The 18,953-nt window shown below is 44.5% G+C and carries 15 protein-coding genes; 12 read left to right on the top strand and 3 right to left on the bottom strand.

From position 1 onward, the window contains the following. Window position 1 precedes the first annotated feature (1 nt). Window positions 2-961 carry a glycoside hydrolase family 43 protein gene (locus BUC20_RS00865; RefSeq protein ID WP_073226211.1) on the bottom strand — a complete coding sequence of 320 codons (960 nt, stop codon included), beginning with the start codon at window positions 959-961 and terminating at the stop codon, window positions 2-4. A 197-nt stretch (window positions 962-1,158) separates the two neighbouring features. Here BUC20_RS00865 and BUC20_RS00860 point away from each other — a divergent pair, with 197 nt between their 5' ends. The 6 genes from BUC20_RS00860 to BUC20_RS00835 all read left to right on the top strand — a co-directional run bounded on the left by BUC20_RS00860 (window position 1,159) and on the right by BUC20_RS00835 (window position 8,926). Next, entirely contained in the window at window positions 1,159-1,869 is a 711-nt protein-coding gene (locus BUC20_RS00860; protein ID WP_073226208.1) for an NUDIX hydrolase, read from the top strand. 82 nt (window positions 1,870-1,951) lie between these two features. Next, window positions 1,952-3,664 (top strand): ribulokinase, encoded by a 1,713-nt coding sequence (locus tag BUC20_RS00855; RefSeq protein ID WP_073229316.1) that lies wholly within the window; start codon window positions 1,952-1,954, stop codon window positions 3,662-3,664. Beyond that, window positions 3,651-4,349 carry an L-ribulose-5-phosphate 4-epimerase gene (locus tag BUC20_RS00850; protein WP_073226206.1) on the top strand — a complete coding sequence of 233 codons (699 nt, stop codon included), beginning with the start codon at window positions 3,651-3,653 and terminating at the stop codon, window positions 4,347-4,349. Before BUC20_RS00855 ends, BUC20_RS00850 begins: the two co-directional genes overlap by 14 nt. Next, on the top strand, window positions 4,321-5,694 hold the full coding sequence (locus BUC20_RS00845; protein ID WP_200800866.1) for a glycoside hydrolase family 27 protein: 1,374 nt from the start codon (window positions 4,321-4,323) through the stop codon (window positions 5,692-5,694). Before BUC20_RS00850 ends, BUC20_RS00845 begins: the two co-directional genes overlap by 29 nt. A gap of 20 nt (window positions 5,695-5,714) precedes the next feature. After that, window positions 5,715-7,205: an L-arabinose isomerase gene (gene araA / locus BUC20_RS00840; protein WP_073226200.1), complete on the top strand. Its 1,491-nt coding sequence runs from the start codon at window positions 5,715-5,717 to the stop codon at window positions 7,203-7,205. Between the two features lie 35 nt (window positions 7,206-7,240). Further along, window positions 7,241-8,926 (top strand): sodium/sugar symporter, encoded by a 1,686-nt coding sequence (locus BUC20_RS00835; protein ID WP_073226197.1) that lies wholly within the window; start codon window positions 7,241-7,243, stop codon window positions 8,924-8,926. Between the two features lie 108 nt (window positions 8,927-9,034). Here BUC20_RS00835 and BUC20_RS00830 read toward each other — a convergent pair whose 3' ends face one another. Both BUC20_RS00830 and BUC20_RS00825 read right to left on the bottom strand, forming a co-directional pair. Further along, on the bottom strand, window positions 9,035-10,213 hold the full coding sequence (locus BUC20_RS00830) for an aldose epimerase family protein (RefSeq protein ID WP_073226195.1): 1,179 nt from the start codon (window positions 10,211-10,213) through the stop codon (window positions 9,035-9,037). 140 nt (window positions 10,214-10,353) lie between these two features. Continuing rightward, entirely contained in the window at window positions 10,354-11,388 is a 1,035-nt protein-coding gene (locus BUC20_RS00825) for a LacI family DNA-binding transcriptional regulator (RefSeq protein WP_073226193.1), read from the bottom strand. A gap of 119 nt (window positions 11,389-11,507) precedes the next feature. Here BUC20_RS00825 and BUC20_RS00820 point away from each other — a divergent pair, with 119 nt between their 5' ends. The 6 genes from BUC20_RS00820 (at window position 11,508) to BUC20_RS00795 (ending at window position 18,944) form a co-directional block, all read left to right on the top strand. Continuing rightward, window positions 11,508-12,986, top strand: a complete 1,479-nt coding sequence (locus BUC20_RS00820; protein ID WP_073226190.1) for a xylulokinase — start codon at window positions 11,508-11,510, stop codon at window positions 12,984-12,986. A 151-nt stretch (window positions 12,987-13,137) separates the two neighbouring features. Continuing rightward, a complete protein-coding gene (gene xylA, locus BUC20_RS00815; protein ID WP_073226188.1) occupies window positions 13,138-14,469 on the top strand; it encodes a xylose isomerase in 1,332 nt (443 codons plus the stop codon). A 20-nt stretch (window positions 14,470-14,489) separates the two neighbouring features. After that, the gene (locus tag BUC20_RS00810; protein WP_073226186.1) at window positions 14,490-16,178 is read left to right on the top strand and encodes a sodium/sugar symporter; all 1,689 of its coding nucleotides are present in this window, start codon (window positions 14,490-14,492) and stop codon (window positions 16,176-16,178) included. Between the two features lie 117 nt (window positions 16,179-16,295). After that, window positions 16,296-17,156, top strand: a complete 861-nt coding sequence (locus BUC20_RS00805; RefSeq protein WP_073226183.1) for a chromate resistance protein ChrB domain-containing protein — start codon at window positions 16,296-16,298, stop codon at window positions 17,154-17,156. 61 nt (window positions 17,157-17,217) lie between these two features. Then, complete coding sequence (locus BUC20_RS00800) at window positions 17,218-18,405, top strand: chromate transporter (protein ID WP_073226180.1); 1,188 nt, start codon at window positions 17,218-17,220, stop codon at window positions 18,403-18,405. Beyond that, window positions 18,402-18,944 (top strand): hypothetical protein, encoded by a 543-nt coding sequence (locus tag BUC20_RS00795; protein WP_143166653.1) that lies wholly within the window; start codon window positions 18,402-18,404, stop codon window positions 18,942-18,944. Before BUC20_RS00800 ends, BUC20_RS00795 begins: the two co-directional genes overlap by 4 nt. Window positions 18,945-18,953 lie beyond the last annotated feature (9 nt).

Raw genomic sequence — 18,953 nt, 5'->3', positions numbered from 1 at the left:
ATTATTTTATGCCTTCGGTAGTCATGATGATCTTTTTCATACTTCCATCTTTATTATAGTATAACCTGTCGATACAAACAGAGCGTCTGTAACTCCCACCATTAGGGTTAATCGCACCATTGTGGTAAATGAAATAGTCCTTTCCTTTAAACTGGATGATCGATTGGTGGTTGGTATTGGAATTACCTGCAATTTCATTCAGTATGCCTTTATAGGTCCATGGTCCATTGATGTTTTTACTCATCGAATAGGCAATCTTTTCCGGAAATTCTACTGCATAGGAAAGATAATACCAGCCTTTGCGTTTATGAATCCAGGGGGCTTCCGTAAATTTTGGCAAACCCTGGATCGTATGTATTGGTCCGTCCAGCTCCAGCATGTTTTCTTTTAATTTTGCATAATAACAAGCCGTATTGCCCCAGAACAGGTAGGCCTGTCCGTCATCATCGATGATCACGGAAGGATCAATATCATCCCAGCTGATTTTAGAGGAAGTCGTCATATCATTCCTGATCAGGGCTTTACCGATTGCATCTTTAAAGGGGCCAAGCGGATGATCTGCCACTGCAATCCCTATCGCTTTTCCTCCGTTGTTGTGCTCTACGGCAACATACCAGTAGAACTTTCCCTTACGTTCGATCACCTGAGATGCCCATGCATCCCCTTTTGCCCATTGAAAAGCGTTGACATGAAGCGGAGAAGGATGTGCTTTCCAGCTGAGCATATCAGCAGAGGAATAGACGAGCCATTCTTTCATTTCATAATAGTTTTTCGAATCGGGTGCTTCATCATGTCCGGTGTAAAGGTAGACGCTGTCTTTGTAGACCATCGCCGCAGGATCTGCAGTAAACTTATCGGTGATGATCGGATTGCCTTCTTTTACAGTGCTCTGTGAGTAGCTGAAATGAGGAGCAAGAATTGCTAAAATCAACAGCACTGTCCTCAGCGTTAATACATTCATACCTGGTTCTTGTTTTGGTTTGTAGGTGATCTTCCATGGCTTCCATAGCTTTCATGGCTTTCCTGGCGAATAGCCAGGCCTGCAGTTCCACCCTGGCTAATGTATGAATTAAATATTAAACGTCAAATCAACGATTATTATTTTTGTAGCTTTGCCCTAAATTTTTATAAATTGCTCTTGATAAATATATCTTCTATATGATTACCTATTCTGAACAGACACGCGTTCTCGTTGCAGTCGACTGCATCATCTTTGGTTTTGACGGCGAACAATTAAAAATACTACTCATTAAAAGAGGTTTCGAACCCGCAAAAGATCAATGGAGCCTGATGGGTGGTTTTGTGGAAGCCAATGAAAATTTATATGGCGCCGCAGAGCGCATCCTCCATCAGCTTACAGGATTGAAGGATTTGTACCTGGAACAGCTGAAAGCTTATGGAAGTCCGGAAAGGGATCCAATAGAACGTACCATATCGGTGGCTTATTTTGCCTTAATAGACATCAACAAATACAAAACCCAGATCAGCGACCGCTATCATGCAGAATGGTTTCTGATCAACGATGCCCCTTCACTCATCTTTGACCATGACCTGATGGTGGAAGAAGCTAAGAAAAGAATTCGTTATAAAGCGGCCTTACACCCTATCCTGTTTGAGCTGCTGCCAAAAAAGTTTACCATTCCTCAATTGCAGAATCTTTACGAACAGGTATACAATACCAAAATCGACAACCGGAATTTCATCCGTAAAGTCAATTCCACAGATCTGCTCATCAAACTCAGCGACAAAGATAAATCCAGTTCCAAACGGGGTGCTTTTTATTATACGCTTGATAAAAATAAGTACAAAGCCAAGTTCCAGTCCTTCTTAAATTTCATCCCAAATCCTGAGCACCTGATCAGCATGTAAACCAGGTGATCTGAAAGAAATTTCATAATAATTTTCATTTGTCAAAAAAATAAACGTTAATTAGACGTTTATTATAATGACCATGAAACTAACCAAATATGTCATCGGTATTGACTACGGCTCCGACTCTGTGCGCTCCGTAATTGTAAATACTGAAAATGGAGCGGAGCTCTCCTCTTCTGTCTATTATTATAAAAGGTGGCAACAAAACCTTTATTGCGAAGCCTCCTCAAATCAGTTCAGGCAACATCCCCTGGATTATATTGAAGGACTCGAGCATACCATTAAAGACTGCATTGCAAAAGCCGGTGGTGATGCAATCGCAACAGCCATCAAAGGAATCTCCGTAGATACAACAGGTTCCAGTCCGGTCGCTGTCGACAAATCCGGAACCCCTCTTGCCCTTACCCCTGGCTTTGAAGAAAATCCAAATGCCATGTTTGTACTCTGGAAAGACCATACCGGAATCAGGGAAGCTGCAGAGATCAATAACCATTCGGCCAAATTTGAAACCAATTACCTTCAGTATGTAGGCGGAATCTATTCTTCAGAATGGTTCTGGGCGAAACTGCTTCATGTACTAAGAGCAGATGCCGCTGTCCGCGATGCGACCTTTTCATGGGTAGAGCATTGCGACTGGATTCCATTTCTCCTGACCGGTGGCAATGATGTATTAAATATGAAAAGAAGCCGCTGTGCAGCAGGACATAAAGCCCTTTGGGCGGAGCAATTTGACGGCCTGCCACCAGAAGAATTCTTCAGTCAGCTAGATCCCCTATTATCCGGATTCAGGGAAAGGCTTTTCGAGGACACTTATACATCAGATGAAGCTGCAGGAACACTAAGCGAAGAATGGGCAAACCGCCTTGGGCTCTCCACAGAGGTAGTTATTGGTGTTGGCGCATTTGATGCACACATGGGTGCTGTGGGTGGACAAATCGCCCCTTATCACCTGTGTAAAATCATGGGTACCAGCACCTGTGATATCCTGATCGCTCCAACAGCAGACCTGGATGGAAAACTGGTTAAAGGCATCTGCGGACAAGTAAATGGTTCTGTTATCCCGGGAATGATGGGACTGGAAGCTGGCCAATCGGCCTTTGGAGATGTGTATGCCTGGTTTAAAAATTTAATCAGCTGGCCATTAAATCTGCTCCTTTCAGAATCCGATTTGATCCATCCAACCACAGCAGCCAGGTTAAAAGAGGGACTCGAAACGCAAATCATTTCCCGTTTAACTGAGCAGGCTCAGCTCCTGCCTGATAGCGATGATGCAGAATTGGCCATTGACTGGTTAAATGGCAGAAGAACGCCAGATGCCAATCAGGAACTCAAAGGCGCCATCATCGGCTTAAGTCTGGGAACTGATGCTCCCCGCATTTTCCGGGCATTGGTGGCATCCACGTGTTTTGGTGCCAAACGCATCGTCGACCGCTTCAGAACCGAAGGTGTCCCGGTGGAAGGAATTATCGGCATTGGCGGAGTCGCTAAAAAATCACCATATATCATGCAGATGATGGCGGATGTATTGGAAATGCCGATCAGAATTCACCGGTTTGAACATACCTGCGCCCTTGGAGCAGCCATGTTTGCAGCCGTAGCGGCTGGAATTCACCCAAATATTGAAGCGGCAATGGAAGCAATGGGGACAGGTTTCGAAGCCGAATATCAGCCAAATCCGGAAAATCAAACGCGATACCGCAAGCATTACCAGGAATATCTGGCTCTGGGCAATTACCTGGAGAACGACCATAAGAAAGAGATCAAACCCCTGATGTATCATGAGCAATTATAAAACCATTCGTGAATTGGCCTATGAGGCCAATATGGAACTGCCAAAACTAAACCTGGTGCTTTTTACTTTCGGAAATGTAAGTGCTGCCGACAGAGATCAGCGTGTTTTTGCCATCAAACCAAGTGGAGTACCCTACAAAGATCTTTCGCCGGATAAAATGGTGATCGTGGATTTTGATGGCCATACGGTTGAAGGAACGCTCAGACCTTCTTCAGATACCCAAACCCATGCTGTACTTTACAAACATTGGGATGGAATCAACGGCATCGTTCATACCCATTCAACCTATGCCACTTCCTGGGCACAGGCACAAATGGATGTCCCTATTTTCGGCACTACACATGCCGACCACCTTACGGTAGACATTCCATGTGCACCGCCAATGAACGATGAAATGATCAAAGGAAATTATGAATATGAAACCGGTTTCCAGATCATCAATCATTTCAAGGAACTCGGCTATAGTCACCATGAGGTAGAAATGGTCCTGGTTGGAAACCATGCTCCTTTTACCTGGGGAAAGACTGCAGAAAAAGCGGTTTACAATAGTGCCGTCCTGGAATCTGTAGCACAAATGGCGATGCTGACGAATCAGATTAATCCGCAGTCGCCGAAACTGAAAGCCGCATTAATTAAAAAACATTTTGAACGTAAACATGGTCCGGACAGTTATTATGGTCAGTAAAAAAACAATATTGGCATGTGTGTTCCTGTTTGGAACGCTGGCCACCCTAAAAGCACAACAAAAAGATTTTCACAATTGGGCAAAGACACCTCCAATGGGTTGGAACAGCTGGGACTGTTATGGTCCTACCGTAGTAGAATCCGAAGTGAAAGCCAATGCTGACTATATGTCTGAAAACCTGAAAGCCTTCGGCTGGGAATATGTGGTTGTGGACATCCGCTGGTATTTAGGCAACGACAAAGCACATGGATACAATGAAACCAATCCGGATTATGTGCTCGATGAATATGGCAGGTTTCAACCGGCCGTAAACCGCTTTCCCTCCGCAGCAGGTGGCAAAGGTTTTAAACCGCTGGCAGATTATATCCATAAAAAGGGATTGAAATTCGGCATCCACATCATGCGGGGTATTCCGGTAGAAGCGGTAAAACGCAACCTGCCCATCATGGGAAGTAAGGCGACCGCTAAAGAAATATACAGCACGGAATTGCAATGCAAATGGCTGCGTGACATGTATACCGTCGTGGCCGGCCGTGATGGTGCTCAGGAATACTACAATTCTTTATTCCAGCTATATGCCTCATGGGGGGTAGATTTCATTAAGGTGGATGACCTTTCCAGGCCTTACCATACGGGAGAGGTAGAAATGATCCGCAAAGCGATCGCACTGACGGGCAGAAAGATCGTACTGAGCACCTCGCCCGGAGAAACACCAATCGCCAGCGCTTCACATGTTCAGGAACATGCCAATATGTGGCGTACTGTAGACGATTTCTGGGACAACTGGCCAATGCTGAAAGATCATTTTGAGGTATTTGAACGCTGGAACAAATACCGGGTATCCGGTGCCTGGCCTGATGGGGATATGCTTCCCCTTGGAAAAATAGGAATCCGTGCAGAGCGTGGAAATCCAAGAATGACGGAATTTACCAAAGACGAACAGTTTACCCTCATGACACTCTGGACGATATTCCGTTCTCCCCTGATGTTTGGTGGCAACCTACCTGAAAATGACGCCTTTACCCTTTCCTTACTAAACAACAAAGAGGTGATCAATGTGCTCAACCACAGCAGCAATAACAAACAGCTGTTCCGCAATGAGAATGGCATCTGCTGGATAGCTGATGATCCGGAAACGGGGGATAAATATCTTGCTCTTTTTAATCCGGGTGATGGAGATCAGCCTGTAGAGATTTCTGTAAACCTCCATGATCTTGGTTTTAACAAGGCCTGCAAGGTCAGAGACCTGTGGAGCAGGACAGACAAAGGTACGGTTAAGGGAAATTTCAGCGCAAGCATCAATAAACATGGAGCAGGCCTGTTCCGCATTTCAGCCATTAAATAATTAAGACAAGCTAAAAATATATGATCAACTTAAAAGAATTAGAAGTCTGGTTCATTACCGGAAGCCAGCACCTTTATGGGGAAGAGACCTTGAAACAAGTAGCGAACCACGCCAAGCAGGTCGCCAAATCATTGAATACCGACGCACAGATCCCTGTTAAGGTAATTTATAAACCCATCGTAAAAACACCGGAAGAGATATTTGAAACCCTTCAACAGGCCAATATCGCGACCAATTGTATTGGCGTCATCACCTGGATGCACACCTTCTCTCCTGCAAAAATGTGGATCAGGGGACTGAATATCCTTCAGAAACCATTACTTCACTTACATACCCAGTTTAACCGCGATATTCCATGGAGCTCCATCGATATGGATTTCATGAACCTGAACCAGAGCGCTCATGGCGATCGTGAGTTTGGATTTATGGTGACCCGCATGCGCAAAGACCGGAAAGTAGTGGTCGGACACTGGCAGGATCCGGAAGTATGGAAAGAAATTGATACCTGGACAAGGGCAGCTGCAGGCTGGCACGATTGGCAAGGCGCTAAATTTGCCCGTTTTGGCGACAATATGCGTTATGTAGCCGTTACGGATGGCGATAAAGTAGAGGCTGAACTTAAGTTCGGTTTTCAGGTGAATACATATGGGATTGGCGATCTGGTTGAGGTGATCAACAGCATTCCTGAAGAATCCATCCAGGCACTACTGAAGGTATATGAAGCTTCCTACACCATGACCGCTGACCTGCTTCCCGGAGGCGACAGGCATCGCTCGGTCTATGAGGCGGCAAAAATAGAACTTGGTCTGAAGAAATTCCTGGAAGATGGTAATTTTAAAGGCTTCAGTGATACATTTGAAGATTTGCATGGCATGATTCAACTGCCAGGTATTGCCGCACAACGACTGATGGCTGAGGGATACGGATTTGCCGGAGAGGGCGACTGGAAAACCGCAGCATTGGTACGTGCCTGTAAAGTAATGGGTGCCGGATTACCCGGAGCCAACGCCTTTATGGAAGATTATACTTATCATTTCGACCCTGCCAATTCCATGGTACTGGGCTCACATATGCTGGAAGTTGATGCCTCCCTCGCCAATGAAAAACCACGACTGGAAGTACACCCTTTAGGCATTGGTGGTAAAGCTGACCCTGCCAGACTGATCTTCAGCGTGGCTGCCGGAAATGCACTCAACGCTTCTATTGTCGATATGGGCAATCGATTCCGCTTACTGGTAAACGAGGTAGAAGCAGTAGCACCTGAACATCAATTGCCAAAATTACCGGTAGCACAGGTCTTATGGAAACCGCTTCCTGACATGAAAACCGGTTGTGCGGCCTGGATCTATGCCGGTGGCGCACACCATACCGCTTATAGTCAGAACCTGACTACCGCACATTTACTGGATTTCGCCAACATCGCAGGCATAGAATATATAAATATTGGGGCTGATACGAAGATCAACCAGTTTAGAAATGAGCTCCAATGGAACGAAATCTTTTATAAATAACCAGCTACCTGTTCAACCTAACCAAATAGAGCCATATGAACAACAATTTAGTAACTACAGATTACGTAGTTTTCATCATTTACTTTTTAGTCGTTTCCGGCTATGGGTATTACATTTATCGACAGCGTAAAAAGAACGAGCACGATGCCAAGGCCTTCTTTCTGGCAGAAGGAACGCTGACCTGGTGGGCCATTGGTGCTTCCCTCATCGCGTCCAACATATCTGCCGAACAATTTATCGGCATGAGTGGCGAAGGGTTCTTTCTGGGGATCGCGGTAGCAGCATATGAATGGATTGCAGCCATCGCACTGATTATCGTTGCAGTATGGTTTATTCCGGTCTACCTCAAGAACAAGATTTATACCATGCCTCAGTTTCTGAAGACCAGATATAATGAATCTGTTGCGCTGATTATGGCGGTCTTCTGGTTGTTCTTATATGTATTCGTCAACCTGACCTCTATTCTTTATCTGGGTGCAGTGGCCATTAACGGACTCACAGGCGGAGATTACCTGCATGTGATCATGATCGGACTTGCTGTATTTGCATTGATCATCTCCCTGGGAGGTATGAAAGTGGTGGCCTATACCGACGTGATTCAGGTAGCAGTACTGATATTTGGGGGATTAGTGACCACTTATATCGCTTTAACAGTTGTTGGGCAGAAGTTTGGTGTTGGCGCCAATGCCATCGCCGGATTCCAGGTGCTGATGGACCATGCCCCGGAGCATTTCAAAATGATCATCCCGAAACCTACTGCCGAATCCACACAAAACGAGATCAGTAAATACCTGACCTTCCCCGGACTGGCTTCTTATGTAGCAGGTATCTGGATCATTAACCTCAACTATTGGGGATGTAACCAATACATCACCCAGCGTGCATTGGGTGCAGACCTTAAAACAGCAAGAACAGGCATTCTTTTCGCCGGTCTCCTGAAGCTGATGATGCCACTGATCGTGATGTTGCCAGGTATTGCGGCCTATGTCTTGTATAAAGGCGGGCATTTGCCTCAATTGATCGGAGGAAAAGACGGCGCTTATTCTGCCATACTTACCTTTTTACCGACTGGTCTGAAGGGATTGTCCGTAGCAGCGCTTACCGCAGCCATCGTAGCTTCACTTGCCGGTAAAGTAAATAGCATTTCTACCATCTTTACCCTGGATATATATGCCAAATACTTCAAGAAAGGTACAGAAGAAAAGAACCTGGTTCTGGTAGGCAGGACAACCGTATTTGTGGGAATGATCCTGGCAGTACTCTTCACCTGGAATGACCTTTTGGGAATCGGTGGTGAAGGTGGTTTTACCTTTATCCAGAAATACACCGGCTTCATCAGTCCGGGAGTATTTGCGATGTTTATCCTTGGTATGTTCTGGAAAAGAACCACCGGCAGCGCGGCTATTGCAGGCGTACTGGCAGGATTTCTCTTCTCCGTCTTCTTCAATGAAATGGCACCCGGCCTGTTGGGCAATGATACTTTCCTGTATACAGCTTATCCAAATGGTAAAGGTGGTTTCGAGATTCCATTCCATATTTGTATGGGACTCTCCTTCTTCTTTACGATGGCCATTATGATTCTGATGAGTCTTGCCGGACCTAAAGTAAATCCTAAAGCTTTTGAACTGGATAAATCCATGTTCAAAGTTGCGCCATCTACCATGGCATTAATTGTGATCACGTTATTACTTATTGCCGCATTGTATGTGAAATTCTGGTAGCGCTTAGCTAAGCTTAATTTTTCTACTCATAAAAATGCCCCCATAAAGTGTCTTGCTTTTTGGGGGCATTGCTCTTCATCGCATCATTTTTTATGCCTGTTACTTTGTTTACTTCTTCAGGGAGAACTTATAAACTGTTACGGTTTTGTATTCCTGTCCCGCTTTTAATGTCGTTGTCGGGAAGGCAGGCTGATTTGGTGAGTCTGGAAAATGCTGTGTTTCCAGACAAAATGCAGAACGGTACGGATAACTGGCTTTACCCTTTCCATCATGTTCAGCTCCCGTTAAAAAGTTCCCACTGTAAAACTGAAGCCCTGGCTCTTCTGTTAGAATCTCCATTACGATACCTGTTTTTGAACTGCTCACTGTGGCCACTTTCTGCAGACCTGCAGCTTTTCTTAATACAAAATTATGATCGTAACCTTTTCCGTATTTCAATTGCTCGTTACTTTCATTGATTCTGGCACCAATTAAAGTTGGTTTATTGAAATCAAATGGCGTACCGGTAAGCTTCTCAATCTTTCCTGTTGGAATTAAAGTCTCATCCACCGGTGTATAGGCATCTGCATCGATGCTCAGCAAATGATCCGTAATTGTTGAATCTCCTGCACCATTCAGGTTAAAATAGGCATGATTGGTCAGGTTAATAACGGTGTTTTTATCTGTATTTGCGCTGTAGCTGATTTTAACCTCGTTGTCATTCGTCAGCTCATAGGTGACCTTAACTTTCAGATTGCCCGGATACCCTCCTTCTCCATCTTTGGAAAAATAGCTCAGTTCCAATGTCTGATCGTTGATTTTTTTAGCATCCCATACCTGTCCATAAAAACCACTGGAACCACCATGAAGGGTGTTTACACCATCATTCAGTTCAAGCTGATAAGCTTTCCCATCCAGACTGAATTTCCCTTTTGCAATGCGATTCCCAAAGCGGCCTATTGATGCACCGAAAAAAGGTTCTCCTTTTTTCTGATAAGATTTTAAGCTGTCGTAGCCCAAAACCACGTCTGTAAAGCCGTTCTTGGCATCAGGTACATATAAAGACACGAGGCGGCCTCCATAATTGGTAATTAAAGCTGTGGCACTATTCTTATTTACTAAAGTATAGAGCTCCACCGCTTTCCCTTTTACCTCAGCTTTAAAAGCTCCTGGATCGGGAATCGTTGTAACTGATACAACTGAAGTATCATTGAGGGCATGATTTCTATTTAAGGAACTACTGGTACATGCGCTTAAAGCCCCTATAAATAGTAAAGCTAAGCAAGTTGGATAGCGTCTGTTGTGCATACGTTTTTTCTGTATTTGATCGTATCCCTAATGTAGAAAAAGATTATTAAATGTCAAAATAACATTTAATAATCAGATCTTACCAGGCCTCTTTTCAGAACCTGGATTTCTCCCTTAAAATTTATATTTGATCTGTTTTTCTATTGCTGTTTCCGCTGGGTAGACTTCCGGACAATCAGCTTAGGCGTTACGTTTACGGTTTTTATGCTGTCTTTAGGTCCAAAATGATCCATTTCCTGAAAGTGCAGGTTTCCTATTGTTTTGCCCATTTCAACGCTGAACTGATCAATGGTGGTGATAGACGGACTGGTGATTTCTGTAAACGGTTCATTTGAATAACCACAGATCCCCAATGCTTCAGGAATACGGATCCCTTTATTGCTGGCCACTTCCAACACCCCTAAAGCGGCAAAATCAGAAGTAGAAGCAAAAATAGCATCCGGAGGATCTTGCATATCCAGCAGCCGGCTTGTCGCTTCTGCTCCCAGCTCCTTTGTCCAGGCATTGGCATACATTAACTCAGGAAGCACGGGAAAACCATGATCATTCAATGCTGCGATATAACCTTCTTTCCGCTCTCTGAAAATATGAAGTTCCTGAGGGCCTTCCAACAGTGCAATCCGGCGATATCCCTGTTCTATCAGGTGTACAACGGCTTCGTAAGCTCCTTTCCTGTTGTCATTCAATACCTTTAACGTTTCCAAACCTGCTACCACCCTGTCAAACTGAATGAGCTGAATATTTCGGTCCAGCACTTGCTGAAGGTGATCAGAACTTCCCTTTTCCGCAGCAATAGAAATGACAATACAGCTGACGTTCTGGTTTACTAAAGCATTTACGCCTTCCACTTCACGGGCATGGAGCTCATTAGACTGGCAAATGACCAGGTTGTATCCCTTTTTAAAAGTAATTTCTTCTAACCCGGCAATGACATTGGAAAAGAAATACTGATTGATCCTTGGCACAACCACCCCAATTGTTGGATTATTCCCTTTCCTCAGGTTAGATGCCATCGCATTTTGCTGATAGTTCATCTCTGCAGCGGTTTTTAAGACCAGCGCTTTAGTCTCTGCATTAATTTTATTGCTATCGCTCAAGGCTCTTGACACCGAAGAGGCGGCTAAATTGAGCTTTTGAGCGATGTCATATATCGTTGTTCTTTTCTGGCGCTTCATAAGTACAGTAAAAATACAAAAATATTTTAGGCAATCGATTGCAATTATAAAACATTCTCCTAAATTCGTTTCCTGACAACCAAATACTCAACCATTAAAAGCCATAAGGACAATACGATATGTTACTATTAGGAATAGACATCGGCACTTCTTCTGTTAAGGTGGCAATTGTGGACTCCACTTCGCAAAAGGCCATCATTACTGCACAATATCCGGAAAAAGAAAGCGCAATTCTGAGCCCTCAGCCAGGCTGGGCAGAGCAAAATCCGGAAATGTGGTGGGAACATGCCCGGCAGGCTTTTGCGATTTGCAAAAAGAAAGGCATTTTTAATCCACTGGATATCTCAGCAATCGGTATTGCCTACCAAATGCATGGTTTAGTACTGGTAGATCAGGAACAGCAGCTCTTGCGGGACAGCATTATCTGGTGCGACAGCAGAGCGGTAGCACTAGGAAATAAGGCTTTTGATGAATTGGGACAGGAATATTGTTTAAGTCATCTGCTCAATTCTCCAGGTAATTTTACCGCATCAAAACTTGCATGGGTAAAGGAGAATGAGCCAGAGATCTATGCAAAAATCCACAAGGTGATGCTTCCCGGTGATTTTATCGCGATGAAGCTGACGTCCAGCATCACGACCAGTATCTCTGCACTGTCAGAAGGCGTATTCTGGGACTTTAAAACCGATAGCTTGTCTGGCGCATTAATGGATTACTATGGCTTCGATGCGGAGATGATTCCGGAGATTCAGCCTGTTTTTTCAGCGCATGGAACAGTAAGTACAAGCGCTGCACAGCTTTTAGGCCTGAAACCCGGCATTCCTGTTTCCTATAAATCAGGAGACCAACCGAATAATGCGCTATCCCTCAACGTTCTGGAGCCCGGGGAAATAGCTGCAACCGCGGGAACATCAGGGGTAATTTACGGATTGAGTGATCAACTGGCTTATGATCCGCAATCCAGGGTCAATACTTTTGCCCATGTCAATTATACAACTGAACAGAAAAGATTGGGTATCCTGCTCTGTATCAATGGTACAGGAAGCATGAACCGATGGACTAAAAACCTGCTGGCATCCGGTATCTCCTATGCAGAAATGAACCAGACAGCGAAGAAGGTTGCTATAGGTGCCCAGGGCTTAAGGGTCTTACCTTTTGGAAATGGTGCAGAACGTATGCTCAATAACAGATTAATCGGCGGCCACTTTCAAAACATCGACTTCAACCTGCACACCAATGCACATATCTTCAGAGGAGTACAGGAAGGAATTGCTTTTGCCTTCCGTTATGGACTGGACATTATGCGTAGCAATGGCCTCCATCCGAATGTGATCCGTTGCGGAAAAGCCAACCTTTTCCTGAGTGAACTTTTTCTGGAAGCCTTCGTCAACAGCACCGGTGTACCTGTAGAATTGTATGAAAATGACGGCAGTGTAGGTGCAGCATTGGGTGCTGGTATCGGGGCCGGAATCTACGCCCAACCAGCGGAAGCTTTTAGCAGAATGAAGCCCATTCAATTGATAGAACCAAGCTTAACTACCAGCTATGAACCTATTTATCAGGACTGGCTTTCAGAGTTGAATTTAAAAATCATATAACAAACACTTAATACTGAATATCAATTGTTTAAAATTTTAATTAACTATAAAGAAATAGAAGAAAACAGTAAAATTGAAGCCAATTCTCTGATTGTGCTTCAGCCAGACCCAAGATTAAACCACATTAGATCAACCAAAATAAAGAACCAAAATGATTAAAGTAACAACAGGAGAAAAGGAATTTTTCAAAGGAATCGGACCCATAAAATTCGAAGGATTAGCTTCAGATAACCCACTGGCATTTCGCTGGTATGATGAAAACAGAATGATTGCAGGAAAGACGATGAAAGAACACTTGCGTTTTGCCTGTGCCTATTGGCATTCCTTTGTCGCTACTGGCGGAGATCCCTTCGGCGAAGCCACCATCATTCATCCATGGAATGAGAAATCTGATGCAGTAGCCCGTGCAAAAGACAAAATGGATGCTGCTTTTGAGTTCATCACCAAAATGAATCTCCCCTATTATTGTTTTCATGATGTGGATCTGGTGGATTATACGAATGACATCGCCGGGAATGAAAGACGGCTTCAGGCAATCGTAGATTATGCACAGCAAAAACAAGCAGCAAGCGGAGTAAAACTACTTTGGGGAACGGCAAACCTGTTTTCTCACCGCCGGTATATGAATGGTGCGGCAACGAATCCTGATTTCCATGTTCTGGCACATGGCGCTGCACAGGTGAAATCTGCTTTAGATGCGACAATTGCATTGAATGGCGAGAATTATGTATTTTGGGGTGGCCGTGAGGGCTATATGAGCCTTTTGAACACCAATATGAAACGGGAACAGGAACACCTGGCCAAATTCTTACATACGGCAAAAGATTATGCGCGTAAACAGGGCTTTAAAGGGACTTTCTTTATCGAACCTAAACCTTGTGAGCCTTCTAAGCACCAATACGATTATGATGCTGCCACAGTAAGCAATTTCCTCCGTCAGTACGGCTTGCTGGAAGATTTCAAATTAAACATTGAAGTGAACCATGCGACCCTTGCAGGCCATACCTTCCAGCATGAGTTACAGGTTGCTGCAGATGCAGGTTTGTTAGGTTCTATGGATGCCAACAGAGGCGATTATCAAAACGGATGGGATACCGACCAATTCCCTAATAACATCAATGAACTGACAGAAGCCATGCTGATTGTACTGGAAGCCGGTGGTCTTCAAGGCGGGGGAATCAACTTTGACGCCAAAATCAGAAGAAACTCGACCGACCCTGCTGACCTGTTCCATGCCCATATTGGCGGAATGGACACCTTTGCCAGAGCATTGGTTACAGCTGATCAAATACTTCAGCAATCCGACTATAAGAAACTAAGAACCAATCGATATGCCTCATTTGATCAGGGTGCCGGCAGGGATTTTGAGAATGGACTGATGGACCTGGAAACTTTACGCAACTATGCGGTTGAACAAGGAGAACCCAAAAGCATCAGCGGCCAGCAGGAACTCCTGGAAAACATCATTAACAGATTCATTTAAAACTACATAAACCCAATTACATGAACTCATTGAGTACATACGACTATGTCGTTTTCCTGGTTTATTTTCTGATTGTTGCGGTCTATGGATGGGCCGTTTACCGCAAAAAGCAGGCGCATAAAGAAAATTCAAAAGACTTTTTTCTTGCCAAAGACTCTTTGACCTGGTGGGCCATTGGAGCTTCTCTGATCGCTTCAAATATCTCAGCTGAACAATTTATCGGAATGAGTGGTTCCGGCTTCACGATGGGCCTGGCAATCGCTACCTACGAATGGATGGCAGCCGCCACCCTGATTATTGTAGCGATATTCTTCATTCCGGTCTATCTGAAAAATAAGATTTACACCATGCCCCAATTCCTGGGGCAACGGTATAACAACACGGTAGCCATGATTATGGCCGTTTTCTGGTTGCTATTATACGTTGTGGTGAACCTCACCTCTATCCTCTATCTGGGCGCATTGGCGATCAACAGCATTTCAGGCATCAATACTACGGCCTGCATGTATGTCCTGGCGGTATTTGCCATCATCATTACCCTTGGCGGAATGAAAGTGATCGGTTATACGGATGTCATCCAGGTTTTCTTTCTGATTCTGGGAGGATTGGCCACGACCTATCTCGCATTGGAACTGGTGGCCACCCATTTCGGCAGTTCCGGTGTGTTAAACGGACTGGCAATGGTTAAGGAGAAAGCTTCAGATCATTTTCATATGATCTTCCGTCAGGAAAACCCTCATTATATGGATCTTCCGGGCCTGACGGTATTAATTGGTGGGATGTGGATCGTAAACCTGAATTATTGGGGTTGTAACCAGTACATCACGCAAAGAGCTTTGGGCGCAGATTTAAAAACGGCCAGATCGGGATTACTTTTTGCGGCCGGACTGAAATTACTGATGCCGGTCATCGTAGTCCTTCCCGGAATTGCCGCCTATGTATTGTACAAAGAAGGTTATGGGGACTTTAAAACCGCCATGGTAAAAGATGGGGCTTTAAATGCAGATTCCGCTTATCCTGTATTGTTAAACCTGCTTCCCTCGGGATTAAAAGGGCTTTCTTTTGCTGCATTAACCGCAGCCATTGTGGCTTCACTGGCAGGTAAGGCGAACAGCATCGCCACCATTTTCACCCTGGACATCTACAATAAGGTCATCAACAAAGGAGCAAATGAGCACAGACAGGTTGTAGTGGGCAGGATTACCGTAATTGTGGCCATGTTGCTGGCCATTGTCATCGCTCCTCAACTTGGAATCGACAAAAAAGGAGGTTTTCAATTTATTCAGGAGTACACCGGTTTTGTGTCTCCAGGTATTTTTGCAATGTTCATTCTGGGATTTTTCTGGAAAAGAACCACTTCCAATGCTGCACTTTTTGCCACTATAGGTGGGTTTTTGCTTTCTGTAGGATTTAAGGCATTGCCGAATTTCTGTAATCTGGAATGGCTCAGCAATTTTGGATTTGCAAAACTGGCAGAACAAAAAGATGGCAGTATGTTGTACGAAATCCCTTTTCTGGACAGAATGGGTTTTGTATTTATCATCTGTGTGGTCAGCATGGTCGTCATCAGTTTATTTGAGAACAGAAATGGAGTAAATCCCAAAAGTCTGGAAGTTGACCGCAGCATGTTTAAAACCAATGCGGGTTTTGCTGCAGGTGCGTTGATCATTTCCGGGATCCTTATCGCCCTTTACAGTATCTTCTGGTAAGAATTATACTTTGTTCTTTTTCATAAATTGATATCTTCACCTTATCGTTCCCCAATTGAAATTCAGGATGGTCTGACACAAAAGAATAGTTAAACAACTTTACTATAGCTACAAATAATGAAATGGATTACCCGCGAACATCCAAAGATTGATCGAATTGCCTGTCCCTGGCTGATCAGGCGTTTTATTGATCCTGATGCTGAAATCATTTACACTCCTTCAGCGCAGGTCCTGATTAAAGCAGAGGAGTTGCGGGCAATACCATTTGACATGCCGGGCGTGGAGTATACACATTATGACGATCAGTGCACCTTTGATTATTTCATTAAAAAACACCAGCTAAAAGATGCAGCCCTGGATCGGATTGCTGCCATCGTACGTGGTGCAGACACTGATCGTCATGACTTTGCGCCACAGGCAGCCGGACTGGAAGCGATATTCTCCGGATTGGCTTATCACAGTTCAGATGACCAGGAGCTGCTGGCATTGGGTATGCAGATCTATGATGGGCTGTACAGCTGGGCAAAACACCTTTACCATAAAAAACATACGCAGGCCGGGCCGGTGGAACGCATGTTACTGGAGATCTATACTAAATATCTTCGGGAAAACAAGGGAAAGAAAACACCAGCATGGGCCAATGAACTCAGGGAAATGATACAGGATCAAATGGATACCAATATGTCGCTGAGCCTGCAACAAGCCTCAGACGAACTGGAGATTAATCCGGCCTATTTATCAAGGGAGTTTTCAAAATACTTTGACAACCTTTCCTTTGGAGATTATATACGAAAGATGCGGATTGAAAAAGCGATCATGCTGATAGAAACCACAACCTGCTCATTAACCGAAATTGCTTACCTCACCGGCTTTTCAGACCAGAGTCACTTCAACCGCATCTTTAAGAAACAAACCGGAGAAAATCCATCATCTTACCGAAAAAAACACAAAAAAGGTAAAACGGATACAAATAGTTAAATCCGTACAATTATAGCGTTCTGCGAATAGGCAATATTGTAATCAAATTACAATTTGCCTGATGAAAGAACAAACGGAAAAAACTCCCCTCCTATACTCACGAGCTGAAATCACAACATATTTCCTGAAACTGGGTACCTGGGGATTCGGTGGTCCGGTAGCCCTGGCGAGCTATATGCACCGCGATTTGGTGGAGCGGAAAAACTGGTTAACAGAAGAAGAATACAAGGAAGGCCTGGCGCTTGCCCAGCTCGCTCCCGGCCCAATGGCCTCCCAACTGGCGATCTATATCGGATTTGTGCACTATGGTTTATTGGGAGCCACTTTGGCAGGATTGGCTTTTGTACTGCCCTCTTTTATCATGGTGGTTTTGCTGGGTATGGCCTATCAGTTATATGGTGGCCTGGCCTGGATGCAGGCCGTTTTTTACGGTGTTGGCGCTTCTGTTATCGGCATCATTACCATCAGTGCCTACAAGCTGACGATTAAATCAATCAGCCGGCCAGAACCTGCCCTTATGAAAGCAAAATGGCTGTTATGGATATTTTATATCAGCGGAGCGGTGATCACCGTCATCACAGAAAAAGAGGAGGTCTTATTTTTCCTGGGTTGCGGACTCCTCTATATGCTCATTAAAGCTCCACCCAAATGGATAAAAAAGCCATCAGTACTTCCTGCAGGGATTTTAATCAGTACTGGTTTCTGGTCTTATGAGGGCAAAACTTTACAGGAAATCGGCTGGTTCTTTGCCAAAGCAGGGGCCTTTGTTTTTGGCAGCGGACTGGCCATTGTACCTTTCCTCCATGGTGGAGTGGTTAAGGAGTTCGGCTGGCTGTCTGAAGCACAATTTGTGGATTCAGTGGCAGTGGCCATGATTACACCAGGCCCGGTAGTCATTACGGTTGCCTTTATAGGATATCTTGTTGCCGGATTTCCGGGAGCCTGCGTTGCAGCACTCGCTACTTTTCTACCCTGCTATTTATTTACAGTGGCTTTAGCCCCATCATTCAAAAAGATTGCAAAAAACAACAGCATCAAAATATTTGTAGAGGGAATTACTGCCGCTGTCATCGGGGCACTGGTCGGCGCTGTAATCGTGATCGCCACACGATCCATAAAAGACTTCCCAACGGCCTTAATTGCAATAGCGTCTATGCTGGCACTCATTTACATCAAAAAATTATCAGAGCCATACGTCATTGGTATTGCTGCAATCCTGGGTCTGCTCATCAAATTCACTTATTTATGATTAAGTCCAAAATGTTCATCAGATTTATCATCAGCAATGCATTGGCTTTGGCAATAACAACGGTCTTGCAGTCCCCGACAAAGACGCAACAAATCACACAAAACCAACCTTTTCCAAAGATCACTGGTTATTTCAGTATGCTTCATCCCATCGGATCCTGGGATAAAAAAGGATTTCATGACAACTTTTCGGATACATATACCCTGGTATTTCCGTTCGGAATAAACATTTTAAAGAGTGATAAATTTGGAATCAGCTTCGAGATTGCACCCAACCTCCGTACTGAACACCATATTTCAAAAGTGAGTTCTGTTTTGTTTCATCCGGGCGCACTGTTCCGGTTTAAACATGGTTTTACGTTTATAGGACGGATGGCATTTGAGACCAATGGCCGTTATGGTCTGACGCCTGTTTTTAACCAGGTGATCAAAAAAGGAAAGGACGCGGGGCTTTATCTGGCAATACCCTTTCCACTGAGGTTCGGCAACGACCAACCTGCTTCGGTCGCCACAGGTATACAGGTCGGCGTTAGCTTTTAATTACGCTTC

It is taken from the genome of Pedobacter caeni, assembly GCF_900129215.1.
Lineage (GTDB): Bacteria > Bacteroidota > Bacteroidia > Sphingobacteriales > Sphingobacteriaceae > Pedobacter > Pedobacter caeni.
This window is presented reverse-complemented; position numbering and strand designations above follow the sequence as displayed.

Bases quoted from the DNA above. Each gene is read 5' to 3' on its own strand.
- BUC20_RS00865 (WP_073226211.1), bottom strand. From the start codon at position 961: ATGAATGTATTAACGCTGAGGACAGTGCTGTTGATTTTAGCAATTCTT.
- BUC20_RS00860 (WP_073226208.1), top strand. From the start codon at position 1,159: ATGATTACCTATTCTGAACAGACACGCGTTCTCGTTGCAGTCGACTGC.
- BUC20_RS00855 (WP_073229316.1), top strand. From the start codon at position 1,952: ATGAAACTAACCAAATATGTCATCGGTATTGACTACGGCTCCGACTCT.
- BUC20_RS00850 (WP_073226206.1), top strand. From the start codon at position 3,651: ATGAGCAATTATAAAACCATTCGTGAATTGGCCTATGAGGCCAATATG.
- BUC20_RS00845 (WP_200800866.1), top strand. From the start codon at position 4,321: ATGGTCCGGACAGTTATTATGGTCAGTAAAAAAACAATATTGGCATGT.
- araA (WP_073226200.1), top strand. From the start codon at position 5,715: ATGATCAACTTAAAAGAATTAGAAGTCTGGTTCATTACCGGAAGCCAG.
- BUC20_RS00835 (WP_073226197.1), top strand. From the start codon at position 7,241: ATGAACAACAATTTAGTAACTACAGATTACGTAGTTTTCATCATTTAC.
- BUC20_RS00830 (WP_073226195.1), bottom strand. From the start codon at position 10,213: ATGCACAACAGACGCTATCCAACTTGCTTAGCTTTACTATTTATAGGG.
- BUC20_RS00825 (WP_073226193.1), bottom strand. From the start codon at position 11,388: ATGAAGCGCCAGAAAAGAACAACGATATATGACATCGCTCAAAAGCTC.
- BUC20_RS00820 (WP_073226190.1), top strand. From the start codon at position 11,508: ATGTTACTATTAGGAATAGACATCGGCACTTCTTCTGTTAAGGTGGCA.
- xylA (WP_073226188.1), top strand. From the start codon at position 13,138: ATGATTAAAGTAACAACAGGAGAAAAGGAATTTTTCAAAGGAATCGGA.
- BUC20_RS00810 (WP_073226186.1), top strand. From the start codon at position 14,490: ATGAACTCATTGAGTACATACGACTATGTCGTTTTCCTGGTTTATTTT.
- BUC20_RS00805 (WP_073226183.1), top strand. From the start codon at position 16,296: ATGAAATGGATTACCCGCGAACATCCAAAGATTGATCGAATTGCCTGT.
- BUC20_RS00800 (WP_073226180.1), top strand. From the start codon at position 17,218: ATGAAAGAACAAACGGAAAAAACTCCCCTCCTATACTCACGAGCTGAA.
- BUC20_RS00795 (WP_143166653.1), top strand. From the start codon at position 18,402: ATGATTAAGTCCAAAATGTTCATCAGATTTATCATCAGCAATGCATTG.